Source organism: Sphaerisporangium melleum (assembly GCF_014646695.1).
Taxonomy (GTDB): domain Bacteria; phylum Actinomycetota; class Actinomycetes; order Streptosporangiales; family Streptosporangiaceae; genus Sphaerisporangium; species Sphaerisporangium melleum.
Window position 1 is genome coordinate 1 of sequence record NZ_BMNT01000055.1, and the last position, 25,855, is coordinate 25,855.

The window sequence follows — 25,855 nt, forward strand, 5'->3', positions numbered from 1 at the left end:
GAGCTTGATCGCGGCGGCGGCGGCCTTGCCGGTGGCGTCGTTCGGCGCGGTGAGCGTCTGCTGGTTCGCCTTCGGCGTGGTCTGCTGCTGCTTGGGCGCGGTGGAGGGGTCGGGCTGCGGCTGGGTGGTGTCCGGCTGCTGCGGGTCGTCGGACGGCGGGGTCACCTCGTCCTGCTGAGGCGCGGTGGAGGTCTCCACCTTCGGCGCGTCCTCGCCATTGGTGTCACTCTGCGTCCGCGGCTCGTCCTGGGGCGGGGTATCGGCGGGCGGCGCGTTCGGATCCTCCAGCGTCTGGACGTTCGGGTCCGCCTGGGTCTGCTGGTTCTGGGTGGTGTCGTTCGGACCGGGGGACGCGGTCGTCTCACCCGAGGTGGTGCTCGACGTTCCAGAAGAACCGCCGCCGCCCGAGCAGTCGAACTCGCCGCCCTGGCACGCCTTGGCCGGCGGCTTGGTGATGTTGCCGTCGACGTCCTTGCAGACGTACTTGCCCGCGCTGTGGTCGTACTTGCACAGCACCTGGTCCTTGTCGGCACAGTCCTGCATGCCGGGGCCCTTGTTGGAGGAGTCCGTGCAGAACAGCACCGGGCCGGGGTAGGGGACGCCCTCCTTGAGCTTCTCGCCGTCGTTACGCGCCCAGAAGCGCACGACGTCCAGTGCGTCCTTCGGCGTCTTGGCCATCCACTTGCAGTACATGAACTCGGGGGTGCCGCTGCCGAGGATGTCGTCGCACTCGTTGTCGACCTGGTCGGTGGCGGCGGGGGCCGGGTCGGCGAGGGCCATGCCGGTCGGGATGCCTATCGTCAGCGTCAGGAGCACCGCGACGAGCGCGATGATCCATTCGCGTTTCCGAAGTCTGGGCATACGTGCTCTCTCCTCGGTCTTATGAGGGGCTACGGGCACTGCTTCTTATAGGCGACGGTCACACTCAGGCTTCCCGAGCCCTGCGTGCCCTTGTAGACGCCCGACCACGAGATCGGCAGCGCAAGCTGGAGCGACCGGTCGCAATCGGACGTGCTGCCTTCGCTCACGTTCATGATGAAGGTGATGGTCTCCGTCTCCCCTTGCTGGATGCTCCCGCTGCCGGGCACGGTCTGGACGGAGGAGCCGCCCGCCTGCCAGTTGATCGACCCGTTGTCCGCCCGCACCTGGATCGTGCCGCGCCGCTCGTAACCCACGTCGACGTAGCTCCGCAGGGCGGTGAACTTCGGCGGGGGCGGCGGAGGCGGCGGCGGGGGCGCGCTGCTCTGCTTGGCCTGCGGCTGCTGTGAGGTGGTCGCCTTGGGGCTGGACTTGGTGCTGCTGGTCGGCCGCGGCGCGGAGGAGGTCTTGGGCGGCGGCGGGGGTGAGCTCGGCCCGTCGTCCGGCGGCGGGGAGCTGGTCTTCTTCCTGCCCTTCGGCGTGGCCGAGGGCGAGGGGCGGGAACTGGTCGGCGGGGGCACCACGGGCACCGAGGCGCTGGGAAGGCCGGCGCCGGCGCGGGTGGCGACGGGCGCGCTCACGCCCGGGGTGGGGCCGCTCGGGACGGTCGTGCCGGCCGGCGGCGGGGGAGGCGGTGAGTCCACCATCGGGGGTAAGGACTCGCCCTGCGTCACGACGAGCGTGCCGCCGGCGGCCTCCACGTCCACCGGCCGGTCACCGGCCGGTGGAGGAGCGAACAGCAGGGACCAGATCATCCCGGCCGCGGCCACCGACACCAGCGTCACCAGGCCGACCCGGCCCCAGCGGATGCGGCCCTCGGGGTCGTCGGCCTCGGGGTCGGGCTCCCAGAACTCCGGCGGCGCTTTGGCCTCGCCTTCGGCACGCTCGGGCGTGAAGCCTTCTTCCACGCTCAGCGGCGCCTCGGGCGCGGGAGGGTTCTCCAGTGCGTCGGGCTGCACGGGGAAGCCGTCGGGGTGCCAGCTCTCGGTGCGGGTCTCGGCCGCGGTGAACGACGCGTCCGGTTCGGCGAACAGCCGCTCGGAGGGAGCGGGACTGGCCAGGATCGGCATGCGCGTCATCAGCGCGGTGATCGTGACCCCGGACTTGGCCGTCTGACACTGCTTGCAGGAGTGGATGTGCCGGGTGATGTGCGCGCGCAACAGCCGCGTCGGCGACTCGACCCACGACTTGACCAGTCCCGGGAGCACCGAGCAGCGCGGCTCGGCGCCGCGGGCGTCCATCACGGCGGCCAGCCACCGCTCGGCGTTGCGGCGCCCGGCGCGGGCCACCGACTCCACCGCGTCCACCGAGATGTCCAGAACGCGGGCCACCTCGTCGGACTTCAGGCCGTGCCGCAGGGTCAGGTCGAGGATCTCCCGCTCACGCGGCTCCAGGCACGCCAGCACCTCCACGCCCAGCTCGGGCGACCCGCCACGGCCCTGCCGCGCGTAGGAGCCCTTGTGCGCCACCCCGGCGAGCCTGGCCTGGGCCTCGGCCCTGGCCAGGGAGTACAGCCACGCGCGCAGCCGTGTCGCGTCGTACAGCCGGTCGGTGTGCGCGACCGCTCCGTACAGCGCGCCGATCGTCGCGGACAGGGCGTCCTCGTCGTCGAGCAGTGACTGGCAGTAATCGTAGAGATGATCTCCATACTCGCGGCAGAGCCGCTCCAGCGCAGCGGGGTCATCCCTCCTCATCACGAGGATCGCTCTCCTGACTTAGGTGCATATGAAAATCTGGTACCGGCAAAGCAGTCAGAAATATACGGGAGGTGGCCCTAGCTGCTCATATCACTTTCGCAACATAACAAACTTCTATACTCTGTTGACTGCGTTGCGGTCTTTACCCACACCCTGAATGCGCACGGAGTGACGACCGCCGCGATGTGCATCGGGCCCCCGAACGAGGATCCCGCCCCCGGAGACGAGCATCGAGCGAGACAACTTGGCCGACCCTTCTTCACCACGACGTCGTCCGCCGTATGCGAAAAATTCGACCGGAAGCGCTCCGCGTGCGGACCGGTGGCGCACGTGGGAGACCCCGATGGAGCCCATCGACCTGGACGACGACGGGCCGCTGCGACGGCTGCTCGGCGGCGACCGGCGCGGGCCGGTGGTGATCGGGCTGACGCTCCTCGTCGCGGCCGGCGCCGGCATCTGGTTCGCCTGGCCGGAGTCCTCAGGCGGCGGGGGCGGCCTTCCGGCGGCGGTCCAGACCTCGGGCCTCGCGGCGAGCCCTTCGGCGTCGCCGCCCGGCCCGCCCGCCGTGGTCGAGTCGCCTCCGCCTCCGCCGGTCGCCCAGCGCACCCCGGGCCGTAAGCGCGGCACCGCCACGCCGAGGCCGCGTCCCTCCCGCACCGATGTCCCGCCGCCTCCGGCGGCGACCTCGGCCCGGCCGTCCGCGCGGCCGTCCGGCAGCAGGTCGGCACGGCCGACCCAGAGCGTCAAGCCGCGCCGGACGCCTCCCACCCAGTCGGGCCCGACCGCTCCCCCGCCGCCTCCCTCCTCCAGGACGACCGCTCCGACCCGCCCGCCGTCCTCCGGGTTCCCCGAGACCGGCCCCACCCTGCCACCGCCCCCACCGGGCTCCTGACCGCCCTTCCACGACGCCGCGACCCGCCCGCTCCCACAATTTGCGAGATGGGGCCGCGGCGAGGTGCCGTCGCGGCCCGGTCTCAGCGCAGCGATCCGGCGATGCGGAGGGCCTCGCCGACGGCGGCGGGCCCCTCCAGGCGGTAGCCGGTGCGGCCGAGCTGCCAGATCAGCGTGGACGCCGCGCCGCGCCGCAGTTGCTCTTCGCCCACCCTGTCGGCGGGCAGGTACGTGAGCCCGTGCGGCCCGGAGATCCACCAGCCGGGGGCGCCGCCGACGGTGACCTGCTCGGGGAACTTCGTGGTGAGGTCCTTGCGCCAGACGACGTCCAGCACGCCGTCGTAGGCGTCCAGGCGCACGCCCGGCCAGAACATCGACAGCACGCGGCCGCCGTCGCTCACCCGGACGTCGGCGGGATCGCCCAGCGCAGCAGGCACTCTGACCTGAAATTTCACCATTTCGCGGGCTTCGCGCAGCGACACGCGCCGCTCCCCCGGCAGCGGGCTCGGCACGCCCGAGGGCAGCGGCCCGGGCTCGCCGATATGCACCTCGACGCCGGCCAGCCGGAGCACCCGGGCGACGGCGGCCTGCCCCTGCGGGGTCAGCCCGAACAACGCGGCCACGACCACCGCGACCCCGGCCGCCAGCCAGCGCCGCCACCGCCGCGACCCTGCGGGCCGTCCCGGCGCACGTCCCGCGTCACCGTGCGAAGGCGCACGCCGGGCGGCCCTGCGGACCGGTCGCGTACCCGGCGCCCGTCCGCCCGTGTCTTCCCGCGCCTCGGACCACTCTCCCTGCCGGGCAGCGCCGGGCGCCTCCTCGGGGCGTTCCGGAGGTTCCAGCCGTTCCAGGCGGGCGCGTACGGCGCGGGCGACGTCGGCGGCGGGCGGCGGCGCGGGCACGGCGAGGACCTCGCCGAGGTCCCGGAGCTCCGCTCCCAGCGCCTCCATGGCTTCCAGGGCGTCCGGCGCCAGGTCGAACGCAAGGTCGTCGGCGGGATTTACCGGGTTATCAGGGTTACTCGCATCATTTGCGCCATTTGCGTCATTCGCGGAATTTGTACGTTTCGGTCGGTCCGCGGGATCAGGAGAGGTCACCGTCCACCTCCTTCCGCAACCGTGCCAGCCCTCGGAAGGTACGCGACTTCACCGACCCGAGCGGCCAGCCCAGCACCTCCGCCGTCTCCGCCTCCGACAGCTGTAAGAAGTACCGGCAGACCACCGCCTGGCGTTCCGTCTCCGGCAGTTCCCGTACCGCCGCGAGCAGCCTGGCCCGGCGGTCGGTCGCGATGGCCTCGCCCTCCGGGTCGTCGGGGACGCGCGGATCGGGCTCGGCGCCGGCCCTGAGCAGCAACTCGGCCCGGCGACCGCGCGAGCGCGTCATCGTGTGCGTCTCGTTGGCCACGATACGCAGCAGCCACGGCCGGAACGCGGCCTCCCGCCGGAAGGTCGCCAGGTGCCGGAACGCCTTGACGAACGCCTCCTGGACGACGTCCTCGGCGTCCTGACCGGCGCCGAGCAACGCGGCCGTACGATGCGCGACCGCGCTGTAGCGCGCGACGAGCACCTCGTAGGCGGCGACATCACCCGCAAGGGACCGGGTGATCGCCTCGTCGTCGTCCGTCGCGGGCTCCTAGAAAGATCCTTAACAGGAAGATCCTTGAGCGACAAAAGGTAGTTTCCTCGCATGTCTTCCCGCAAAGAGATCGCAAGGTTCGCGTCGGGCGTTTCCGCCCGCGTTGGGCGGGAAGTTGGGACCCGCGCGGATCAGGGCGGCTAGACTCGTTGCTCATCCGTGGCCGTGACCCTTCCGGGTCGCGGTTTTTGAGTGAGCGAAACTGGGCGGGGACGCATGTCTGGGTATGACCGCGTGGTGCAACCTGCGGCCGGTGACGAGGCCTTGGAGAACCACCTCGGTGGCGACGAGGCGAAGAACTACCGGCAGTACGAGTTCGACATGGTCGCCCCGCACGTCGGCCGTTCCATGCTGGAGATCGGCTCGGGCCTCGGCCATTTCGCCGAGCAGTTCCTCCCCCGCCTCGACCGGCTCGTGGTCAGCGACTTCGACCCTTACTGCGTCGAGCAGCTCGAGAAGCGGTTCGACGGCCGCGACGACATCCAGGTGCTGCAGTTCGGCCTGCCCACCGAGATCCCGCTCGCGAACCCGGTGGACACCGTCGTGCTGATGAACGTCCTGGAGCACATCGAGGAGGACGTCGAGGCGCTGCGGTCCCTGGCGAAGGTCACCAAGCCGGGCGGGCGCATCATCATCTGGGTGCCCGGCTACATGCAGCTTTATGGGGACTTCGACCGCAAGGTCGGCCACGTCACCCGCTACACGCCGAAGACCCTCGCCAAGACGGTCGCCGGGGCCGGGCTGACGGCCGAGGTGCTCAAGCCGATCAACTTCCTGGGCGGCATCGCCTGGTGGGCCGCGGTTCGCCGGGGCGGCGTCGGCTACCCCGACCCCCGGCTGGTCAAGATCTACGACCGTACGGTCGTGCCGACGACCCGCTTCATCGAGCGCTTCATCCGCCCGCCGTTCGGCCAGACCGTCTTCTGCGTGGCCCGCGTCCCGCAGAAGTAGAGTCCCGAAGCCCCTGCGGGCGGCTGCAAGATCGTACGCGCGGTATAGCGCGCCAATGATCTTGCAGCGACCGGTCCTGCTCACTCAGACGGCAGGCCGGGTACCCATGGCCGTGCCGGGGTTCTCCGGGTTGTCCCAGGATTGTCTCGGGCTTCTCCTAGCCGCGCCCGGTCTGCTGGGAACATGAGGAACACATCCAAAGCAGTGATCGTGGCGGCGCTGGCCGGAGCCGTGGCGATCGGAGGGCTCGGCGGCGCCGCCCTCGCGGGACAGTCCGGGAGCGTCGCGCAGGAGTGGCCCGCGGCGGACACCGCCGCGGCCGAGGCGGTCGCCCTCGTCGGCGACCAGACCGGCCCGACCGGCTCGAACGGCCCCGGTGCCCGAAGCGGCGTCCGCGCCCAGGACGACCGGCCGCGTGCGCGGCTCGCGCTGCGCCGGGGCCTGGCCGGTGTGCACGGCGAGGCCACCGTCCGCACCCGCGGCGGCGGGTACGCCACCTACACCTGGCAGCGCGGCGACGTCACCGCGGTGTCCGCCGGTTCGATCAGCGTCCGCAGCGCCGACGGCACGAGCTGGACGTGGACGGTAACCGGAGACACTAAAGTCCGGAAGAATGGCGCAAAGTCCACTTCTTCCGCGCTGGCGTCGGGGGACCACGTCTTCGTCCTGGGACAGCCCGGCGGCGGCACCCGCACAGCGCAGGGAGTGGTGGCGCCCCGGCGAACCAAGGATTGAACCGGACGACGGATGAGCGAGCAGACGAACAAGCCCCGGGTGCTCGTCGTGGACGACGAGCGCAACATCCGTGACCTGGTCGGCACGGCGCTGCGCTTCCACGGATTCGAGGTGGTCAGCGCGGCGCGCGGGTACGAGGCGCTGGAGCTCGCCCGCTCGGGGACGCCCGACCTGCTGGTCCTGGACGTCATGCTGCCCGACCTGGACGGCTTCGAGCTGTGCCGGCGGCTGCGCGCCGATGGGGACGACGTACCGGTCATCTTCCTGACGGCGCGCGACGCGCCGGCGGACACCGTCCACGGCCTCACCCTCGGCGGCGACGACTACGTCACCAAGCCGTTCTCGGTGGAGGCGCTGGTGGCCCGCGCCCGAGCGGTGCTCAGGCGGGGCGCGCGGCGCGAGTCCTCCGACGGCGGCGTCCTCGGCGGCGACCAGGCGGTGCTGACCGTGGCCGACCTGGAACTGGACGAGTCCCGCTGGGAGGTGCGCCGGGGCGGCACCCCGGTCGACCTGTCCCCCACCGAGTTCCGGCTGCTCGCCTTCCTGATGCGCCACCCCGGCCAGGTGCTCACCAAGGCGCAGCTGCTGGAGCACGTGTGGGGGTTCGGCACGCAGTCGCAGGTCGTGGAGACCTACGTGTCGTACCTGCGCCGCAAGCTCGACCCGCTCGGCCCACCGCTGATCCACACCCAGCGCGGTGTCGGCTACGCGCTCCGCCCCTCGACCGACCTGCCATGACGCTCAGGGGCCGTCTGCTGGCCGGGCTGCTCTCGGTCACCGCGGTGGGCCTGGCGGCGCTGTCGGTGGTCAGCGTCCTGGTGCTGCGCGGCCACATGATCGACCGGACGGACGCGACGCTGGCCACCGCGGCCCAGGCCTCGGCCACCCGGCTGGTCCGGGCGTCCGGCATCGCGCTGGTGAACGTCAGCCCCACGTACGTGGTCGCCCTGCTCAACCTGGACAACAAGCGCGGCCGGCTGCTGTCGGGGGACGACCCGGAGGCGCTGCACGTCCCCGAGACGCTGGAACGGATGGACGTGGTCCGCCTGCAGCGACTCGCCGACAGCGGGCGGCCGTTCGCGCTGAGCGACCGCCTGCGCGCGGCGGCGGCGCGGATGACGATCGGCAACCGCATCGTGGTCGTCGCCGTGCCGCTGGACGAGGTCACCGACGCCGTCACCCGCCTGGTGATCACCGAGCTGGTCACCGGCGTCCTGCTGATCGCGCTGCTGGCCCTGGCGGGCCGGACGCTGATCGGCAAGGGCCTCGCCCCGCTGTCCCGCATGGCGCGGACCGCGCAACTCGTCGCGGAGGGCGGCGACCTGTCGGCGCGCATGCCGGAGGGCAAGTCGGAGGCCGGCCGGCTCGGCGCGACGATCAACTTCATGCTGACCCGCATCCAGGACGCCTTCGCCGCCCGCTGGGCCTCGGAGGAACGGGTACGCCGGTTCGCCGCCGACGCCTCCCACGAGCTGCGCAACCCGCTGACCAGCATCCACGGGTACGCCGAGCTCTACCGCCAGGGGGCCATCCCGGACGAGGAGGTCCCGCAGGTCATGCGCCGCATCGAGGACGAGGCGGAGCGGATGACCCGCCTGGTCTCCGAGCTGCTGGAGCTGGCCCGGCTGGACAAGGGCGCGCCGCTGACCGTCGCGCCGGTGGACCTCACCTCGGTCGCGATGGACGTGGCCGACGATTTCACCGCGCTCGACCCCGACCACCCGGTCACGGTGGTCGCGCCGGACAAGATGGTCGCGGTGGTGGACGAGGCCAGGATCCGGCAGGTGCTGGTCAACCTGCTCGCCAACGTCCGCGCGCACACCCCGCCGGGTACGACGGCCACGGTGCGGCTCGCGCCCCCGGCGCTGCTGGAGGTCTGCGACGACGGGCCCGGCATGTCCCCGGAGACCGCGGCCCGCGCCTTCGACCGGTTCCACCACTCCTCGGGCAGCGACGGCAGCGGCCTCGGCCTGGCGATCGTGCAGGCCATCGCCATCGCCCACGGCGGCCAGGCCACCCTGCGTTCCCTCCCCGGCCAGGGCACCCTGGTCCGCGTCGAACTCCCCGACCTCTCCGGCCTCTCCCCCTGACGCCCCGACCGACGATCACCCGCTATCGGCGCCGCGTCGGCTCACGTCGGCTGCAAGATCCTTCGCGCGCCATACCGCGCGTTCGATCTTGCATCCACCCCCACCTGCGCCACGCAGGTCACGAAAAATCGGTTGTGCCGGCCAACGGCGGCCCCGTACCGTCATGGCCATGCGCATTTTCTCTTACTGATGGCGCCGATCGGCCCCGCCTCGCGCCGGCCGATCCGTGCACGACTCAGCTCTCTGATCCCGTCCGTCCAGACGCGGTGGCTGAGGCTCCGACCGGCATGACTCCCCTGCCGCGTCGTCATCTGTAAGGAGACCCGCGTATGCGTGCCCGTCACGGCCACAAGAACGGCGGCAAGACCGCCACGACCGACCAGAACTCCCACCAGGCGAACGACACCGCGTCTTCGCCGCTCGCCCAGGCGCTCACGCCGGTGGACCCGGCCGATGAGACCGGTACGTCACCGGAGCTCGCGGAGCTCGCGGGCACCGCTGGGCTGCCGGTCCCGCGGCCGGGCATCTTCCAGCCGGTGATCCGGCAGGACCTCCAGCCGGGCTCGGCGCAACCCGAGCGGCGGCTGCCGCCGGCTCCGCGCCGGATTCCGGTGCCGCCGGCGCCCGTACGGCGCGTCACGCCGCCCCGGCGACAGCCGAAGGGCCGCTGACGCCGCCAGGCGGCGGCCCGCTCCCGCTCCCGCACGAGATGAGCGGCTCCTGGCGTCAAGCTGCTCGACGTACTGCGACAGGATGAGGACGGGCGGCTCCGGCAGGACACGGCGGGCCTGGACGACCGCGCGCAGGCCATCGTTGATGACCGCGCCCAGGCCCCTCGCGGCCCGGGCGCGGTCCCGGCTCACGGGATGCCCGTGTAGCCGATCGTCTGCAGGTGCTGCTGCAACACGGAGGCGTACAGGCCGGTCCCGCGGCCGTTGGGGTGCATGCTCGACCTGCTCGCGCACCGGAGACGCTCCGGGAGGCAGGCGAGGCCGGCCGGGAAGTCCCCGCCGCCGGTCGACGCGCCCAGCACTCCGTGGATGTAATCGGCCTCCATGTCGGGGGTCCCCCCGCCCTTGCTGCAGACGCCCTTTCCGGCGAAGGACGGCATGACGTCCGCGAAGGACACGGTCATCCCGCCCCGCGCCAGATCCGCGACGGTGGCCCTCTCGGTGTCCGCGGCGTGGTGGGCCAGCCTGCTGAGGAGGGACGCCTCCCCGTTGTCGAACTGCCAACCGAGCTGTCTGCAGGTCTGGCCGGGCGTCATCAGCTCCGGGTAGCCCATGAGCACGATCCTCGCCTTCTTGGTCCTGCCGGAGTTCCCCGCGTAGAAGTCGATGTTGCGGAGAAGGCCCCTGACGCTGGAGATGGTCGCCACCGGCGGGTCGACGGCGTTGGTGATCCACGTTCTCCCGTCGTTCTCGAAGTCCGGGGTGTTGCAGTCCCATATGGCGCACTGCTGCATCACATAGGGGAATCCCGCGTCGTTCCCTCCGGCCGACAGGGCGACCAGGGTCGTGTTCTTGGTCAGGTATCCCGCGCTGACCTGGGCGGCCTCCCTGAACCTGCCCTCCGCGTCCACGGGGTAGGCGTCCGAGTAGGGGGCGGACCAGAAGGACGGCACCGACTCGGTCATGGAGGTCGTCGTGGCGCCCGAGCACGCCACGAAGGCGAAGTCGAGTTGCGGGGAGAAGGCGTCGGCCAGCTCGCCGATCGTCTTGGTCTCGCCGGGCAGGACGGTCTTCCTGATCCAGGCGTTGCGGCTTCGGCGGCAGGCGTTCCACTTCAGGGTGCCGTAGTCGAAGTCGGTCTCCTTGAAGTACTCCGGCGCCCCCTCGCCGGAGGTGTAGGAGTCGCCCATCGCGACCACGAAGTGTTCGGGCTTGGCCTGCAGCACCTGAAACGCCACCGCGTCCCAGGCCACCGGGGCGGTACCGTCGCCCTCCGCGTTCATCGTGGTCAGGCTGACCTTGGGATTCCCGGCGAACTCGAAGACGCCGAGGTTCTGCCAGGAGTTCTCCTCGCGGCGTTGCGGCAGGAAGCGCGTCTGGGTGACCCCGTTGCCGAGGTCGACGGTGTACGGCGCCTGCTGGGTCTCGGCCCGCCGTTTGGGGACGTGGACCAGCACCCGCGCCCATCCGTTGATCGGATGGCTCGCGTTCAGCGCCCAGGTACCCGTCACCTGCATGACGGTGCCGTTCTTGCTCGACCTGCGCGGGTAGGCGTACCACTCGTGCCCGCCGAACCCGTTGCCGAGCTGCTGGAAGTCGGCCCTGGCCGGCACCCGGCCGGCGGAGTCCTTGCCGAACTGGAAGCTCAGCGTGCCGGAGTTGGTCCACCCTCTGTTGTCACACCCCCCGCGGATCGCCGGAACCGAGGACGGGACGTCGTCGACGATGAACACGTCGGTGGTCCCCCCGGTCTTGGCCGGCAGGCCCGGGGTGAGGCACGGCGTCCAGGAGTCCTGCGGTTCCTCGCGCTCGGTGTAGGCGTACTTGTCCTCCGAGTAGCGGATGGTCCCTTCGTTCCCGCAGTACGCCGGGCACGTCTTCCACGTCTTGGCGACGTGCCACCAGCACTTGGAGTTGGGTTCCTGGCACCGGCCCGCCGTCGCGGGACTCGGTGGAAGGGCACCGGGCCGGCAGTTGTTGTGGTCGGTCCCCCCGGCCGACGCCGGTACGCAGAACGCGTTCACGTCCACGGCGTAGGTCGTCCCCACGGCGAACGCCGGCACGATCGTGGAGCGGTGGGCGGGGTCGTTCCACCAGGCGGCGTTGTAGCCGGCCTGGGAGAGCCACTTCCGCTGCGTGGCGTCGTAGTAGACCTTGGAGATGGGCCAGGCCGCCCATCCCAGCACCTTCTCCTGGTACGCCCAGTGCTGCGGGTGCGCGGCGTCGGCGTAGGAGTTGTTCTCCAGGAACGGGTGCCGGCCCACCTGGTAGTCGGGGTTGGAGGGGTTGTTGGCCCAGCCGACGCCCCAGGCGCCGTTGTTGGGCGTGTTCTGGAACGTCCCGCCGGCGTCCGCCTTGGCGTGCCAGCCGGAGTTGTAGGCCCACACCGCGAAGTACCAGCTCTCGATGCGCGCCGGGTCACCGTTGTTGGCCTTCATCTGGCCGGCGGTGTCGGCGTGGATCTGGTTCCACTTCTCCGCCAGGGTCTTGATCCCGACGGCGATGTTGGTCACGTAGTCCATGGCGACGGCGCGCTGCACCGCCGGGTCGTACAGCGTCTCGCCGTTCTTCGGGAAGCCGTGCCTTCGCATGTGGTCGGTCTGCTGGGAGACGCCGTAGCCGCAGTCGGCGTCGGTGAAGTCGACCTCCCAGTCGTTGGCGGGCGTGTCGTCGTAGAGTTCGAGCCCGTAGTAGTTGCCCACCAGCGGGTTGCCGGTCTCTCCCTCGGCCACGTCGCGCTGGGCCTGCCAGAGGTTCGACTCCTGCGCCAGGATGCCGAGCACGACGGACGTGGGGATCCGCCCGCCGCCCAGCAGGTCGGGGACCGGGAACAGCGTCTGGGGGTTCCAGGCCGGGATGTTGGCGCCCTTCCAGCCGTAGGGCCGGGTGACGGCCAGCCGGTTCTTGAAGACGAGCTGGTCCACCGCCCACTCCACCTGCCGCCAGTGCGGCTGGTAGACCTGGGTCAGCGGGTCGTTGCGCGGGACCGAGCAGGTGTAGCCCTCGTCGACGGTGCCGATGCCGGTGGCCGGCGCGGCGGTGGCCGGCAGCTCGGCCAGCCGGGGGTTGGCCTCGTGGCCGGACGCCGCCTCGGGGGCCACCCGGGCGTCCGGCTCCACCTGGAACGCGACCGGTGTCCGGGTCGCCGCGATCTCCGCGGTCACCTCGACGGCCTCGGTGCCCGGGGCGCCGCGGGAGGAGCCGGAGATCCCGGTGTCGGTCGGGTCGCCCCGCCGCCCCTCGCGCAGGCTCCGGCGCGCGGCGGACGTGACGAGCAGGCCGCCGTGCGAGGAGACCTGCGCCCCCGGCGGGGCGGCCCGCACGGACACCCCCTCCGGGAGGGCCTGCCGGCTCTGGACGCCGCCGGTGAGGAACACGCGACCCTTCGCGCCGGAGCGGACCGACAGGTCTCCGAGGCGTCCTGACGCGAGTTCCCTGGTCGAGCCCTTGGCGTGGTGGCGCACCCGCACCCGGTCGTCCGCGTGTTCGGCGAAGACCACGCTGCCGTCCGCGAGGGGGCGCAGGTCGAACGGCACCGAGGAGGTCTCGGCCAGCGAGGTGAGCCTTCCCGCCGACGACACCGCGACCAGCCGGTTCCCGGCGGCGGCCGCCATGCCGCCCGCGGCGGGCACGGCGGAGGTGACCTGGCCGGCGACCTTGGCCTTCCACGTGACCCGCTTCGCCGCCGTGTCGACCAGGAGCAGGCCGCTCGAATGGCGCCCGTCGATGGTCCCCTGGGTCAGCGCGGCGCTGTCGCCCGCGCCGCACCCGGGGTTGTAGTACGCCAGCGACACCTGGTCGCGGAGCTTGGTCACCGCGCCGGACGCGAGGTCGATGACGGCGGCGAACGCGCCGCGGCTGAACAGCCAGGGGCGGTTGGTGAAGTGGCGCGGCGCGTACACCGCGACAACGCTCCGGCCCGAGCCGGTCAGGCACACGTTGCCGATCCACTGGTCGGTGTCCATGCCCGGCTCGCTGAGCGTCGCGACCGTGCGCCACTGGTAGCCCTCGCCCTCCTCGGCGGCGAGCACGTGGAAGCCGGTGGCGTCCCCGGCCGCCGCGACGGCCGTGTCCTTTGAGGCCCGCCAGTCCTTGGACAGCAGCCGGTCGCGCTGGGAGGGCTCGACGGACGACCGTCCGGCGGGGTCGCCCGGGCCCGGCGGCGAGGCGGGGGAGGGGGAGACGACCCGTGTCTCCGGACGGCCGGGCCCGGTCGGCGACGCCGCCGCGCCGGCGTCGCCGACGGTCATGGTGACCAGGGAGACGACCGCGACCGTGCCGGCCGTCAGCAACTTTCGGGTTCTTCGAAACGGCATGCGCACTCCAAATGGGGGGAGACCGGCGGGCGCGCGATCCTCGCAAGAGCTAACACACGATTTCGGTGACGATCAAGAATTGTGGCGAGTTCCCGCCATCCTCGCGATTCCGGCCGGTGGTGATCTTCTCGCTCCCGGGGTCGGCGGATATTCTCGGCACATCCCCGGTACGCCAAAGGCGTCACTTCACGCCCGCGTGCCATAAAAGGCGAGACGACCGACGGGTAGGGAAAGGAACGACTTGAGATCCACCGCAAGGCGGATGGCGGGCTCCGGCAGGAAGGCCGCGGTGCTTCTGGCCATCACGGGCGCCCTGTTCGCAGCGCTCCCCGCGACCACTGCCTCGGCAGACGGGGTCACCTACTGGAAGAACAGAGCCACTCAGAGGTTTCTGGAGGTCTGGTTCTCCCAGACCTCCGAGGGCGCGAACATCGGAACGTGGGCCTGGAACGGCGGACCGAACCAGCAGTGGTGGGAATCACCTTCGAACTCCGGCTACAACCACTACACGAATATGAACAGCGGCCGGAAGATATACGCCGCCCAGCAGTGCTGGCGGGGTCTTTACCAGACGAGTTCCTCGTACAACAACAGCGATTTCCGGACGGTCTTCGTCCAGGGCCGCTGGCAGCTCATCAACCGCAAGGGATGTGACGGCGACCTATACCACGACGTGGTTTCCCAGAGCCACGACTCGCCCAGCGTGTTCGAGGTCTACCTCTATCACTCCGGCATTCCCGCGTACGACAAGGGGTGCAAACTCACCGAGGGCACCCAGATCATTTCCGACTACTGCAACTGGGACGTCTTCGTCAATGGCTGAGACCTGGGGAAAGGGTGATCGCATGACAGAACGCGGCAGTGGCCGCGGCCCCCGGAGGGTCGCCGCCCTGACATTGACCACGGGGGCCTCCGTCGTCCTCCTGAGCGGCGCGATCACGGCGGTCGCGGCCTCCTCCAGCGGGCCCGCGGGGTCCGCGCCCGTACCGACGGCCAGCGCCGGCGGCCCTTCGGCGGGGCCGGCCTCGGCACCTCCCCCCTCCACGCCGGAGGTCACCCCCGTCGTGGAGCCGCCCCTCGGCGCCGTCTCCGAGATACGGAGCCGCCAACGCACACCCCGGCCGCTCGACCCGTACACCCCTCCGGTCAGCGCGCTGGAGCTGCTGGCCAAGGGCCGCGACCTGGCGACCGTGGGATGCATGCGCTCGCTCGGGTTCACCGGCTGGACGAACGGCGGCTTCGCCACCTCGACGTCCTTCTTCAAGGAAGCCGATCCCCTGGAGTACGTGGATCCCGCCGAGGCCGCCGCCACCGGTTACCGGGGCCTGCTGGCGCGACCGGCTCCCCAGGGGGGAGCGGCGGCCGAGAAGCCGACCGCCGACGCGCACGCCGCGCTCATGGGAGCGGAGGCGCGCCTGGACAACGGGAAGGCCGTGCCGCCGGGCGGGTGCCTCAACGAGGGGGACAAGAAGGTGCGGGGCCTCGCCGCCGCGGGCGACATCGTCGAGCTGCCGGCCGACTCCCGGGTGCTCGCGACCGACGCCAAGTTCGCGGCGTTGCGCGACAGCAGGATGAAGCAGGCGTTCGCCAAGTGGAGCGCGTGCATGGCGGAGAGCGGGCTGCGGTACGGCACCCCGTTCGACGCCGACAACGATCCCAAGTGGAACCGGCGTGAGTCGGTCGTCCCCCCCGGGGCCGAGGAGCGGAAGGTGGCCGCGGCCGACGCCACCTGCCGGCAGCGGGTGAACCTGCTGGGCACCTTCGAGGCCCTGGTGGTCGCGTACCAGAAGAGGACGGTCGAGGAGCTGCGGCAGCCGCTCATCGAGTCCGGCAAGATCTTCGACACCTGGCTCGCCAACGCCAAGCGCGCCGTCGCGGGCGGGTGACCGACGGGCGCGGGCGCGGAACGCGCGCCCGCGCCCGGCGGGCCCGTGCGAGAGGCACCCCCTCCCACCTGCTACGACACTGTTCGGAACAAAGCCGAACAGCCCGCCCTCTTGCCCCGCCGTGGTCCTCCGGCCAGATCATGAGCCGTGCGCCGGCCGATCCTCAGACCGGGTCGCGGCGCACCCGAGGACGTCACCGAGCACGGAGATCGGGAGCGCCGAAGCGGCCTCCCCTCTCCAGACACAGAGCCGGAGCCGGTCATGGGGAAAGAGATGAGCGCGGAGACCAGCCGATCGTGCAGCACAGAGCACGCGCTCGCGGAGTGGGCGCCGGGCACCGGTGGGCGGTGGTGCCTGCCGGCGTACCTTCTGCCGGTGCTGGAGGAGCTGGCCAAGGGGACGCCGGACGCGGCCGCGTGCCGTCACCTGCACATGTCGGGACGCACGTTCAGCCGCCGCGTGGCCGCCCTGCTGGAGGCCCTCGGCGCCCGGACGCGCTTCCAGGGCGGCATGGCGGCCGTGTACCGGGGGATCCTGCCGGTGCCCGCCGAGCCGCGGTTCGTCACCCGCCGCGGCGAGCGGATCTGGGTGGCGGAAGGCCCGCGGGACCGCCTCCGCCCGTCGCCCCTCAGGTGGCCGCCGGACGGCGATCGTCCTCTCGGGCGCGTGGACCTGGAACCCCAGCCGCGGGCGGGACCGAAGGGCGACCCTCAGCGGGGTTCGAGCAGGAAGATCTGAGCGGACGACCGGGCGTCGCAGGCCATCTGCCAGACGACGGCGCCCTCCTTGCGCGAGCCCTCGGGGACGCCGAAGCAGAGCGTGTTGTGCGCCGGGCGGATCCGGAACCCGCGTACGGGGGTGGTGACGCGTTCGACGCGGAAACGCTCGCCGCCCTTGTTCGTGCTCTGGCAGAAGTCGTCGTACACAAACGGGCCCGGCGTCGTCTCCGCGTACCGGATGCCCATGCAGCCGGGGCCCTCGCTGGGGTGGACCGTGGTGATGCGGTGGGTGCCGTCCGCCTCCGCGCGGAGCGTCATCGGCGGATACGCCCGCGCGCAGGGCATCTGCAGGATCCTGCCCTTGGAGTCCGCCCGTTCCGACAGGCAGAGGCCTGAATGGGCGAGCCGGATGCGGTACTCCCCGGACGCGACGGACGGCGTCCGCGCCACGGCCGGCCCTCCGGTCGCGGTCGGGCGCGGGGACGCCGGACCGGGATCGCGTGAGCCGGACGAACCCCCGAGGGGCCACCGGTCGGCGGCGAGGGTGGCGGCCACGACCCCGCACGACAGGAGCAGAGCGGTCACCGGCACGACCCGGGCCGGACGCATCCGCTTCGGCCGGGGACGCCGTGTTAGCCGTTCCCACCGCGAACCCGCGAGGGGGACGCCGTCTCCCGGCGCGGGCCGGTGCCCGGCCGGTACCGGCCCGCCGGGCGATGTCCCGCCGGGCTCCGGCCCGACCGGCCGGGGGTGGCCCGCCTCCGGGTCCCCCGCCTCCGCCTCGTCCGGTGCCGGGCCATCGGGCCCCGGCTCCACCGGCCCCGGCTCGTCAGGTTCCGGTGACAGGACCCGCATCGCGAGGGTCTGCCGGGCGGCGACCCACTCGGCGGCGGTCTTCGCGTCGCAGCCGCAGGCCAGGACGAAGGCGCGCAGCAGCTCGTCCCGGGGCAACTGGTTGCGGGACAGCGCTCCGGCGAGGGTGCTGTACGACAGGTGCTCGCCGTGACCGCCGGCGTTGCGCTCAAGCTGGCGGTACGACAGGCCCGACCACGCCTTCAGCTCCCGCATGCGTTCGACGAACCGGACGATCGTCTTCGCGTCGCCCGGGTCCGGAGGCGGCGCGCCGATGCCCGTCTGCACGTACCACTCCCCGAACTCGATGGAACGACCGGCGCGCGCCTGGGACCGACCGCCGGACACCCACCGCCCGGCAGGACGACCCCAGCTGGAGGAATCACGACAATTGGGCCATGTGGCGATATAGCCGCCACTCGTCCATCTTATTTCCCGGCACGCACAGGCGAGCCGGTAAGGCCGCCAAGACTCCCCTTCCCGGAACCCCAGAACACAGCGGTGTCCCGCCCCCGCCTTCCCTGGGGCGGGACACCGCTGGGCGCTTTCTCGGTCAGAGCCGTTCGATGATGGTGACGTTCGCCTGGCCGCCGCCCTCGCACATCGTCTGCAGGCCGTACCGCCCGCCGGTGCGCTCCAGCTCGTGCAGCAGCTTGGTCATCAGGATCGCGCCGGTGCCGCCGAGCGGGTGGCCGAGCGCGATGGCGCCGCCGTTCGGGTTGGTCCGCGCCGGGTCGGCGCCGATCTCCTTGAGCCAGGCCAGCGGCACCGGGGCGAACGCCTCGTTGATCTCGATGACGTCGATGTCGTCGATCGACAGGCCGGCCTTGCGCAGCGCCACCCGGGTGGCCGGGATCGGCGCGGTGAGCATGTACACCGGGTCGTCGCCGGTGAGGGCCAGGGTGGTGATCCGCGCACGGGGGGTGAGCCCGTGGTCGCGGACCGCCTGCTCGGAGGCGATCAGCAGGGCGCCGGCGCCGTCGGAGATCTGCGAGGAGGTGGCGGCGGTGATCCGCCCGCCGTCGCGCAGCGTCTTGAGCTGGGCCATCTTCTCCAGCGTGGTGTCCGGACGCGGGCCCTCGTCGTCCTCGACCCCGTTGATCGGGGCGATCTGGTCCCGGAAGTGGCCGTTGGCGATGGCCTTGGCGGCGCGCTGGTGGCTCTCGTAGGCGTACTGCTCCAGGTCGTCGCGCGAGAGGCCCCACTTCTCGCACATCAGCTCGGCCCCGCGGAACTGCGAGATCTCCTGCTTGCCGTACCGCTCGACCCACTTGTCACCGAACGGGAAGGGCATCCCCTTCTCCAGGGCGGCGGTGATGCTCGACCCCATGGGGACGATGCTCATCGACTCGACGCCGGACGCGACGACCAGGTCCTGCGTACCGGACAGCACGCCCTGGGCGGCGAAGTGGACGGCCTGCTGCGAGGAGCCGCACTGGCGGTCGATGGTCACGCCCGCGACGTTCTCGGGCAGCCCGGCCGACAGCCACGCGTTGCGCGCGATGTCCATGCTCTGCGGGCCGAACTGCATGACGCAGCCCATGATGACGTCCTCGACGGCCGAGGGGTCCACGCCCGTGCGGTCGACCAGGGCCTTGAGGGTGTGGGCGGCCAGGTCGACGGGGTGGACGGTGGACAGGCCGCCCTTCTTCTTGCCGACGGGGGTACGGACCGCCCCGACGATGTACGCCTCTGCCACAGTGCCCTCCTGGGTTCCGTCCGTACATAAAACCGAGCAATGTTCGGTAACTCCGAGCGTATAACAGAATGTTCCTCCACGGAGGAGACCCCCTGCTCACGCTCCACCCGGCGGCCTCTATCGCGAAGCCGGAAGGATGATGGCGTGCTGTGACCGTCACCACCATTACTTGACTGAACGTTCCAGATAAGCCTAGTGTGCTCGCATGGCTCGCATCAGGGAGTTCGACACCGAGGCCGCACTGGCGGCGGCCATGTCCGCCTTCCGCCGGAAGGGATACGAAGCGACCTCGGTGCAGGACCTGGTCGACGCCACGGGCGTCGGGCGAGGATCGTTGTACGCGGCTTTCGGCAACAAGGAAGGGCTGTACCTGGCGGTCATGGACCGTTACCGGGAGCAGTACGCGGTCCCGCTGGTCGAGCTTCTGGCCAGTGGCGCACCCGCACGAGACCTGATCCGCGCCATGCTCGTCGGCGTGGTGGACGAGATCGTCCGTGATGGCGAACAACTGTCCTGCCTCATCGTGAGCGCGACGACGGAGCGGCTGCCTCATGACCCCGATGTCGCCAAACGCGTACGGGCGACGACCGCGTCACTGGAGGACGCCCTGACCGAGGCGATCCGCGAAGCGCAGGAGCGCGGGCAGGTCACCAGCGCCCGCGAGGCGAGAGACCTGGCGGCGTTCCTGCTGGCGACCGTCCATGGCGTACGGGTCATGGGCGCGATCAACTCCGATCGCGGATCACTGATGCGCATCGTGGAGGTGGCCCTGGGCTGTCTCGACTGAGTTTTTCACGCCCCGAATATGTAACGATCATTCAAGAATTCGCGCCGGCGGCCCGCAGGCCGCACGGCAGAGGAGCCACCTTGACGGACGACAGGCTTCAACGTCTCTGGGACGTCGAAGAGATCAAACGGCTCAAGGCCCGGTATTTCCGCCACCTTGACGCCAAGGAGTGGGACGACTTCCGGGAGGTGTTCGCGGCCGACGCGCGCATCGACATCGGCGGAGTCGTCAGGACACTCGACGAGTTCATCTCCCTCACCCGTGCATGGCTCGGCGACGCCGTGACCGTGCACAGCGGGTCCATGCCCGAGATAGCGGTCACCGGTCCCGGCGAGGCCGTCGGCATCTGGAGCATGCACGACTACATCGCCTTCCCCGACGACGGCGGCCCGCCGAGGGGAATGCACGGCTACGGGCACTACCACGAGACATACCGGCAGGTCGACGGCCGCTGGCGCATCCACACCATCCGGTTGACCCGTCTGCGGATCGACCCATTCGAAGGAGGAATTCCCGATGTGTGAACAGGTCGCACGGAACGGTGCACGCCGTGAGCACGGCACCGATGTCCGGCCATGGGAGCAGTCATGAAAGCGGTAGGAGCATTCGCGTTCGGCGGCCCAGAGGTCCTGCGCGTGGTCGACGTTCCCGAACCGCACGCCGGCCCCGGGGAGGTGCGCATTCGCGTGCACGCCGCGGCGGTCAATCCTTCGGACACGCTCATACGCGCGGGCCTCGTCCCCCTCCCCGGTGTGCGACCGCCGTACATCCCCGGTCAGGACGCCGCCGGAGTGGTCGACCAGATCGGGGAAGGCACCGTCACCGGCCTGCGCATCGGCGACCGGGTCATGGCCATGGTCATACCGATCGGGCCGCGCGGTGGCGCCTATGCCGAGCACGTGGTCCTGCCCGAGTCATGGGTGACCAGAGCCCCGGCCGGCACCGGCCACGTCGAGGCGGCGACCCTTCCGATGAACGGGCTCACCGCCCGCATGACGCTCGACCTGCTCGACCTGCCGCCCGGCGGGACACTCGCGGTGACCGGTGCCGCGGGAACGTTCGGCGGCTACACCGTCCAGATGGCGAAGGCGGAAGGACTGCGCGTCATCGCCGACGCCTCACCGGCCGATGAGGAGCTCGTCCGGGCTCTGGGCGCGGACCTCGTCGTCGCGCGGGGCGACGACGTCGCGGCCCGCATCCGCCAGGCCGTACCCGAAGGCGTGGACGGACTGGCGGACGGCGCCCTCATCGGTGCCTCCGTGCTGGGGGCGGTGCGTGACGGCGGAGGCGTCGCCGCTCTGCGCGGCACCGGAGCTCTCGGCACACCTGAGCGGGGCATCACCTTCCACAACGTGTACGTCCCCGACTACGGCGGCTACCACGACAAGCTCGATGGATTGCGGCAGATGGCGGACGACGGTGCGGTGACCTTGCGGGTCGCGGGCGTCTTCCCGCCCGAGCAGGCACCCGACGCCCACCGCCTTTTCGAAGCCGGCGGCGTCCGCGGACGGTTGGTCATCGAGTTCTGACGCCGCTGCTTGCGTCCGCCTTCTTTCCGCACATTCCTCTGCATTTCACTCCACAGCCCAACATCCGGACCGCGCCTGCGGCCGGCTCCACCACGGGGGAAGCACATGAAGAAAATCGGTGTCGGCATCATCGGGGCCAGCGCGCAAGGATGGGCGGCGATCAGCCACGTCCCAGCGCTCAAGGCCCTGTCCGACCAGTACGAACTGCGCGCGATCAGCACCACACGGCGGGAGTCCGCCGAGCTCGCGGCCAAGGAATTCGGTGTGCCGGCAGCGTACGACGACCACAGGGACCTGATCGCGGACCCCGGTGTCGATCTGGTGGTGGTCGCGGTGAAGGTGACCCACCACCACGCCCTGGTCTCGGCGGCACTGGAAGCCGGGAAGATGGTCTACAGCGAATGGCCGCTGGGCGTCGATCTGCGTGAGGCGGCCGATCTGGCCGAACGCGCCCGGGCCGCCGGCGTCCGCACCGTGATCGGGCTGCAGGCCCGCTTCTCCCCCGTGGTCCGTCATGTCCGCGACCTGATCGCCGGCGGCTACGTCGGCCGGGTGCTCGGCACGACGCTGATCGGGTCGGGAGTCGCCTGGGGGCCGGTGACCGACCGCGCCCACGCCTACATCTTCGACGCGGCCAGCGGAGCGAACCTCCTGACCGCGGCCGGGATGCACGCCCTGGAGGCGGTGAACCACACGCTGGGCGACTTCGCCGGCGTCTCGGCCACCATGGTCAGGGGCCGCAAGGAGGTCCTGGTGGCGGACGAGGGGACCACCATCCCGGTGACGACGGCCGACCAGTTGTCCGTCATGGGGACGCTGGACAGCGGCGCGGCCGTGTCCTTCTTCTACCGCGGCGCCTCCTCTCGCGGCGGCAACCTGCGATGGGAGATCAACGGCACCGACGGCGACCTCATCCTGACCGCACCGGGAGTCAACGGAAACCTGCAGGTGGCCGACCTGCGGCTGGAAGGCGGGCGAGGCGCCGACACGGCGGTCGCCGAGATCACCGTTCCGGACCACTACTACGGTCCGGTCCCGCGCACGCTGCCCGCCCTCCCGCAGAACGTGGCGCAGACCTACGCCTTCCTGGCGAAGGACCTACGGGACGGCACCGACACCGTCCCCGGCTTCGACCACGCCCTGGAACGGCACCGGCTCGTCGACGCGATCGAGCGGGCATCCCGCACCGGATCGGTCCAGTCTCCCGGCAGGCCATAGCGCGAGCTGTCGCGTCCGGAATAGGCGGTCTCGCCGAGGCCGGTCGAGTTTCGGCGGTGTGCACGCGGTGGGCGGCGGCGAGCCGCCGCCGCGGCGCCGGCCGGGTCAGCGCTTGGCGGCCTTGGCCTTGTAGGTGCTCGTCATCTTCGCGTACACGATGACGTTGTCGATGTAGTGCCCGGTCACCCGGTTGTACGGGCCACCGCAGGTGATCAGCCGCAGCTCCGCCGCGTCCGCCTCGCCGTAGACGCGGTTGGTGGGGAACGTCTCCTTGGCCGCCTGCTCGATGCCGCCCACGGTGAACACCGCCACCGTGCCGTCCATGCGGGCGATCTCGATCGTGTCGCCGTACTGCAGCTCGTGCAGCCGGGCGAAGACCGCCGTGCGCGTGTAGGTGTCCTTGTGCCCCAGCACCACGGCCGGACCCGCCTGACCGGGAGTCGGGCCGAACCGGTACCAGCCCGCCACGTTCGGATTGTTGGCCGGCGGAGTCTGGATCGCGCCCTTCTTGTCCAGCCCGACCGGCGTGAACGGCGCGTTGATGCCGAGCTTCTTGATGACGATCCGCTTCGGCGTGGACGGCTGCATCGGCGGCGCGGGCGGCAGCGGCGGGACGGGCGGCGGCGCGGTCGGGTCGGCCTGGGTCAGCGCCTGACCGGGCCCGCCCGGCCCGACCGAGGGCGCGAACGCCCCGGTCGTCGGCTGCGCCTGGAGCTTCAGCGGCGTCCGGCCGTCCGCCAGGTCGTACTCCTCCGGATTGTTGATCATGAAGAGCAGACCGACCACCACCGTCACCACTCCGGCGACGGCCGCCAGGATCAGCACGGCCCGCATGACCTGCCCACGGTCCGTACGCGGCTCCGGCCCCGGGTAGGGGGCGCCGCCGTACTGGTAGTACACCGGCTGCCCGTACGGCTGGCCCTGCTGCGGAACGCCCTGACCGTCCTGGTAGGGGTACTCCGGAGGCATCGTCATCCGACCCCCCGATCAGCCTCGCTGCGGACGACGCCGCCGCATGACCAGACCACCCATGCCCGCGGCGACCACCATCAGCGTCCCGGCCAGCACGAACATCCGCCCATCCGGCCCGATGCTTCCGCCACCACCGGTAGCCGCGCCGGCAACGGGCGTCTTGGACACCTGCCGCCGAGGCGTCGGATTCGAGGTAACCGTCTCATACACCGTATGCGTATTCCGAGGAGTAGGCGTAGCCGTCGGCGTGGGAGTCGGCGTCGGGGTCGGCGTGGGGGTGGGAGTCGGGGTCGAGGAATCTGAAGCGGAAGGCGATACGGAGAACGTAATGGCAGCGGCCGTCGCCTCGCTGGCGGTCACCACAGTGCACGTGTACCAGGTGGCAGCAGTAGTCGGCAATGTGGTGGGAACCACCTTGACCGTCAGTCGGTCCGGCCTAACCGCAGCAGTCCCAGGTGCCGTAGGTACCACCGTCATGACCATGGTCGGCAAGGGCAAGGCGGCTGCGGAGGCAACATCGGTGGCAGGAGCAGCAGTTCCAAGGGCTGTCTCAACATCGCTCGGTACGGCGAGGGGCGTACCCGTAACTACCGCTTCACCTTCCAAAACGATCTTATTGGAGGCGGTCGCGGGCAGCGCACTCAAAGCAGGAAGCGGGACAGCACCAGCACCTGAAGGTTGCAAGACCTTCCAGGTGATGGCCACCGAAGCACCCTGTGTCGCAGCGACGGGCTTCGTTAGTTCGAGATTGAACTTATGAGTCGTGGTTCCCGGGTTAGTCCCCGTAGAGACACAGCTGTAAGTGACATCTGCAGCGGTAAGCGCAGCGATGGCCGGCGGACCACCCAGAAGGACCCCAGTACCGATCGTTCCGGCTATGGCTGCCTTGGTGGCGATGCGGCGGCGTGCGTGCGACTTCAGCACGTACTTCTCCATTCCAGCGGCGGCGACCGGTGTACCAGGGCGTCTCAGGATTCCAGTCTGCGGTCACAGTTAGGTACAGATCCTACGGAGAGTTCGTGCCGCCGTGGTGCGGTTTGACGGGTCTTATCCGAGCGTTCATCCATCGCCGCAGGTCAGGGACATGCCTCTCAGGGAACTTTCAGGCGGACCACTCATGACCAAGACCAGCAATTATCACCATCCGTATTGGATCAGATTTGGCCTGTGACCAGAGTGGCTGAAGTGACACTGCGTCATACGCAAGACCCCCTTGATCGCCGGACGAGCACCGCCGATCCGTCGCCGCATCTCGGCAGCATCCTCGTTGCGTCCGACGACACGCCTGTCGCGGCGGATCCCCCTACTGCCGAGGAGTCTTCAAGAGGACGCTCCATAACGCCGGCCCCGCCCGCCAGTCAGTCTGTGTACCGGTGCGTAAGCCGCGGCGCACGTCCTGGCAACACTCGCGACGGTCAGCGGGAGGCGAAGTATTGGGCGACGACCTGGGTGTGCAGCGGGAAGGCCAGCTCCTGAGGCCCGTCGATCACCAGCCATTCGCTGGTCTCGGCGGTGCGCACGACCGGCGGCAGTGCGTCCGCAGTCGTACGCGGCCCGAGGCCGAAGATCAGCACAGTGCCGTCGGGCGCGCTGACGGTGTCGAACAATCGCACGCCGGCCGCGTCGGCGACGACGCCCGTCTCCTCGCCGAGCTCCCGTACGGCGGCCTGCTGCCAGGACTCGCCGATGTCGATGAAGCCGCCAGGGAGGGCAAGCAGGCCGCGATGCGGCTCGACGTCCCGGCGGACCACGAGAAGGCCGTCGTCCACCGGTAGCAGGATGACGGCAACCGGCAGCGGGTTGAGATAGCTGGTGTTGCCGCACTCCTGGCAGCTCCGCGGCCAAGGCAGGCCGGGCGCGTAGGCCGCTCCACAGAAGGAGCAGTGGGAGTTCCTGATCGCCACGCCCGCGAGAGTACCGCTCACGCCGACCGGGAACACGCTGGGCGGAAAGTTCTCCCCCACGGACACTTCCTGGCAGTCGCACACGACACCCTGGTCACGCTGCCCTTCCCGCCGCCCGATGGGTCACGTCACCTACCACCCACACGTACGTCACCCACCCGCTCACCCGCACGCCACCCCACGTCGCCGGGTGGCGTCTCCCCGCCTGCGATGGGCTGTCTCATCGGCGCCGCGTCGGCGGGACGGGGTACGGCGAATGCCGGCGCCGCACAGCGGCGGGCAACCGGCAAACCTCGCCGCAGCCGCATTAGACCTGGTCGAACCGGCCGTCCTTGACGCCGCCGAGGAAGGTCCCCCACTCGCCAGGAGTGAAGAACAGCTTGGG

The 25,855-nt window shown here is 70.8% G+C and carries 21 protein-coding genes and 1 pseudogene; 13 read left to right on the plus strand and 9 right to left on the minus strand.

The features are described 5' to 3' along the window. Together IEY93_RS33670 and IEY93_RS33675 are read right to left on the minus strand one after the other, a co-directional pair. Nucleotides 1-861, minus strand: a pseudogene (locus IEY93_RS33670) (hypothetical protein); the annotation flags it as partial. 29 nt (nt 862-890) lie between these two features. Then, nucleotides 891-2,612: an RNA polymerase sigma factor gene (locus tag IEY93_RS33675; RefSeq protein ID WP_239118096.1), complete on the minus strand. Its 1,722-nt coding sequence runs from the start codon at nt 2,610-2,612 to the stop codon at nt 891-893. A 346-nt stretch (nt 2,613-2,958) separates the two neighbouring features. Here IEY93_RS33675 and IEY93_RS33680 point away from each other — a divergent pair, with 346 nt between their 5' ends. Continuing rightward, nucleotides 2,959-3,507 (plus strand): hypothetical protein, encoded by a 549-nt coding sequence (locus tag IEY93_RS33680; RefSeq protein ID WP_189167224.1) that lies wholly within the window; start codon nt 2,959-2,961, stop codon nt 3,505-3,507. An 82-nt stretch (nt 3,508-3,589) separates the two neighbouring features. Here IEY93_RS33680 and IEY93_RS33685 read toward each other — a convergent pair whose 3' ends face one another. Beyond that, complete coding sequence (locus tag IEY93_RS33685; protein ID WP_189167225.1) at nt 3,590-4,456, minus strand: hypothetical protein; 867 nt, start codon at nt 4,454-4,456, stop codon at nt 3,590-3,592. Between the two features lie 133 nt (nt 4,457-4,589). Beyond that, complete coding sequence (locus IEY93_RS33690; protein WP_229691697.1) at nt 4,590-5,072, minus strand: RNA polymerase sigma factor; 483 nt, start codon at nt 5,070-5,072, stop codon at nt 4,590-4,592. Between the two features lie 303 nt (nt 5,073-5,375). On the opposite strand from IEY93_RS33690, the gene IEY93_RS33695 reads away from it, so the two are divergent. From IEY93_RS33695 to IEY93_RS33715, 5 genes are all read left to right on the plus strand, one after another. Beyond that, on the plus strand, nt 5,376-6,092 hold the full coding sequence (locus tag IEY93_RS33695) for a class I SAM-dependent methyltransferase (protein WP_229691698.1): 717 nt from the start codon (nt 5,376-5,378) through the stop codon (nt 6,090-6,092). 183 nt (nt 6,093-6,275) lie between these two features. Beyond that, nucleotides 6,276-6,827, plus strand: a complete 552-nt coding sequence (locus IEY93_RS33700) for a DUF5666 domain-containing protein (RefSeq protein WP_189167227.1) — start codon at nt 6,276-6,278, stop codon at nt 6,825-6,827. A gap of 12 nt (nt 6,828-6,839) precedes the next feature. After that, nucleotides 6,840-7,565: a response regulator transcription factor gene (locus IEY93_RS33705; RefSeq protein WP_189167228.1), complete on the plus strand. Its 726-nt coding sequence runs from the start codon at nt 6,840-6,842 to the stop codon at nt 7,563-7,565. Continuing rightward, the gene (locus IEY93_RS33710) at nt 7,562-8,917 is read left to right on the plus strand and encodes a sensor histidine kinase (protein ID WP_189167229.1); all 1,356 of its coding nucleotides are present in this window, start codon (nt 7,562-7,564) and stop codon (nt 8,915-8,917) included. Before IEY93_RS33705 ends, IEY93_RS33710 begins: the two co-directional genes overlap by 4 nt. Before the next feature lie 329 nt (nt 8,918-9,246). Then, complete coding sequence (locus IEY93_RS33715; protein WP_189167230.1) at nt 9,247-9,588, plus strand: hypothetical protein; 342 nt, start codon at nt 9,247-9,249, stop codon at nt 9,586-9,588. 188 nt (nt 9,589-9,776) lie between these two features. Here the strand turns inward: IEY93_RS33715 and IEY93_RS33720 are convergent, their stop codons facing one another. After that, a complete protein-coding gene (locus IEY93_RS33720) occupies nt 9,777-13,904 on the minus strand; it encodes an SGNH/GDSL hydrolase family protein (protein ID WP_189167231.1) in 4,128 nt (1,375 codons plus the stop codon). 241 nt (nt 13,905-14,145) lie between these two features. Here IEY93_RS33720 and IEY93_RS33725 point away from each other — a divergent pair, with 241 nt between their 5' ends. From IEY93_RS33725 to IEY93_RS33735, 3 genes are all read left to right on the plus strand, one after another. After that, nucleotides 14,146-14,727, plus strand: a complete 582-nt coding sequence (locus IEY93_RS33725; protein ID WP_189167232.1) for an RICIN domain-containing protein — start codon at nt 14,146-14,148, stop codon at nt 14,725-14,727. Between the two features lie 22 nt (nt 14,728-14,749). Further along, a complete protein-coding gene (locus IEY93_RS33730; protein ID WP_189167233.1) occupies nt 14,750-15,790 on the plus strand; it encodes a hypothetical protein in 1,041 nt (346 codons plus the stop codon). 261 nt (nt 15,791-16,051) lie between these two features. After that, on the plus strand, nt 16,052-16,528 hold the full coding sequence (locus IEY93_RS33735; RefSeq protein WP_189167259.1) for a helix-turn-helix domain-containing protein: 477 nt from the start codon (nt 16,052-16,054) through the stop codon (nt 16,526-16,528). On the opposite strand, the gene IEY93_RS33740 is transcribed toward IEY93_RS33735, so the two are convergent. Together IEY93_RS33740 and IEY93_RS33745 are read right to left on the minus strand one after the other, a co-directional pair. Further along, complete coding sequence (locus tag IEY93_RS33740; protein ID WP_189167234.1) at nt 16,501-17,649, minus strand: hypothetical protein; 1,149 nt, start codon at nt 17,647-17,649, stop codon at nt 16,501-16,503. The genes IEY93_RS33735 and IEY93_RS33740 overlap by 28 nt on opposite strands. A 265-nt stretch (nt 17,650-17,914) precedes the next feature. Then, nucleotides 17,915-19,060: an acetyl-CoA C-acetyltransferase gene (locus IEY93_RS33745; RefSeq protein WP_189167235.1), complete on the minus strand. Its 1,146-nt coding sequence runs from the start codon at nt 19,058-19,060 to the stop codon at nt 17,915-17,917. 205 nt (nt 19,061-19,265) lie between these two features. Here IEY93_RS33745 and IEY93_RS33750 point away from each other — a divergent pair, with 205 nt between their 5' ends. The 4 genes from IEY93_RS33750 to IEY93_RS33765 all read left to right on the plus strand — a co-directional run bounded on the left by IEY93_RS33750 (nt 19,266) and on the right by IEY93_RS33765 (nt 22,594). After that, nucleotides 19,266-19,847, plus strand: a complete 582-nt coding sequence (locus tag IEY93_RS33750) for a TetR/AcrR family transcriptional regulator (protein ID WP_189167236.1) — start codon at nt 19,266-19,268, stop codon at nt 19,845-19,847. 80 nt (nt 19,848-19,927) lie between these two features. After that, complete coding sequence (locus IEY93_RS33755; RefSeq protein ID WP_189167237.1) at nt 19,928-20,371, plus strand: nuclear transport factor 2 family protein; 444 nt, start codon at nt 19,928-19,930, stop codon at nt 20,369-20,371. Nucleotides 20,372-20,434: 63 nt separating this feature from the next. After that, a complete protein-coding gene (locus IEY93_RS33760; protein ID WP_189167238.1) occupies nt 20,435-21,376 on the plus strand; it encodes an NADP-dependent oxidoreductase in 942 nt (313 codons plus the stop codon). A 105-nt stretch (nt 21,377-21,481) separates the two neighbouring features. Next, nucleotides 21,482-22,594: a Gfo/Idh/MocA family protein gene (locus tag IEY93_RS33765; protein WP_189167239.1), complete on the plus strand. Its 1,113-nt coding sequence runs from the start codon at nt 21,482-21,484 to the stop codon at nt 22,592-22,594. Nucleotides 22,595-22,699: 105 nt separating this feature from the next. Here the strand turns inward: IEY93_RS33765 and IEY93_RS33770 are convergent, their stop codons facing one another. Both IEY93_RS33770 and IEY93_RS33775 read right to left on the minus strand, forming a co-directional pair. Further along, nucleotides 22,700-23,569, minus strand: coding sequence for a class F sortase (locus IEY93_RS33770; RefSeq protein WP_189167240.1), 870 nt, complete (start codon nt 23,567-23,569; stop codon nt 22,700-22,702). A gap of 1,412 nt (nt 23,570-24,981) precedes the next feature. Next, the gene (locus tag IEY93_RS33775) at nt 24,982-25,530 is read right to left on the minus strand and encodes an NUDIX domain-containing protein (RefSeq protein ID WP_229691699.1); all 549 of its coding nucleotides are present in this window, start codon (nt 25,528-25,530) and stop codon (nt 24,982-24,984) included. Between the last annotated feature and the right edge of the window lie 325 nt (nt 25,531-25,855).

Bases quoted from the DNA above. Each gene is read 5' to 3' on its own strand.
- IEY93_RS33730 (WP_189167233.1), top strand. From the start codon at position 14,750: ATGACAGAACGCGGCAGTGGCCGCGGCCCCCGGAGGGTCGCCGCCCTG.
- IEY93_RS33675 (WP_239118096.1), bottom strand. From the start codon at position 2,612: ATGAGGAGGGATGACCCCGCTGCGCTGGAGCGGCTCTGCCGCGAGTAT.
- IEY93_RS33685 (WP_189167225.1), bottom strand. From the start codon at position 4,456: ATGGAGGCGCTGGGAGCGGAGCTCCGGGACCTCGGCGAGGTCCTCGCC.
- IEY93_RS33680 (WP_189167224.1), top strand. From the start codon at position 2,959: ATGGAGCCCATCGACCTGGACGACGACGGGCCGCTGCGACGGCTGCTC.
- IEY93_RS33705 (WP_189167228.1), top strand. From the start codon at position 6,840: ATGAGCGAGCAGACGAACAAGCCCCGGGTGCTCGTCGTGGACGACGAG.
- IEY93_RS33700 (WP_189167227.1), top strand. From the start codon at position 6,276: ATGAGGAACACATCCAAAGCAGTGATCGTGGCGGCGCTGGCCGGAGCC.
- IEY93_RS33760 (WP_189167238.1), top strand. From the start codon at position 20,435: ATGAAAGCGGTAGGAGCATTCGCGTTCGGCGGCCCAGAGGTCCTGCGC.
- IEY93_RS33765 (WP_189167239.1), top strand. From the start codon at position 21,482: ATGAAGAAAATCGGTGTCGGCATCATCGGGGCCAGCGCGCAAGGATGG.
- IEY93_RS33710 (WP_189167229.1), top strand. From the start codon at position 7,562: ATGACGCTCAGGGGCCGTCTGCTGGCCGGGCTGCTCTCGGTCACCGCG.
- IEY93_RS33770 (WP_189167240.1), bottom strand. From the start codon at position 23,569: ATGACGATGCCTCCGGAGTACCCCTACCAGGACGGTCAGGGCGTTCCG.
- IEY93_RS33715 (WP_189167230.1), top strand. From the start codon at position 9,247: ATGCGTGCCCGTCACGGCCACAAGAACGGCGGCAAGACCGCCACGACC.
- IEY93_RS33735 (WP_189167259.1), top strand. From the start codon at position 16,052: ATGGGGAAAGAGATGAGCGCGGAGACCAGCCGATCGTGCAGCACAGAG.
- IEY93_RS33750 (WP_189167236.1), top strand. From the start codon at position 19,266: ATGGCTCGCATCAGGGAGTTCGACACCGAGGCCGCACTGGCGGCGGCC.
- IEY93_RS33720 (WP_189167231.1), bottom strand. From the start codon at position 13,904: ATGCCGTTTCGAAGAACCCGAAAGTTGCTGACGGCCGGCACGGTCGCG.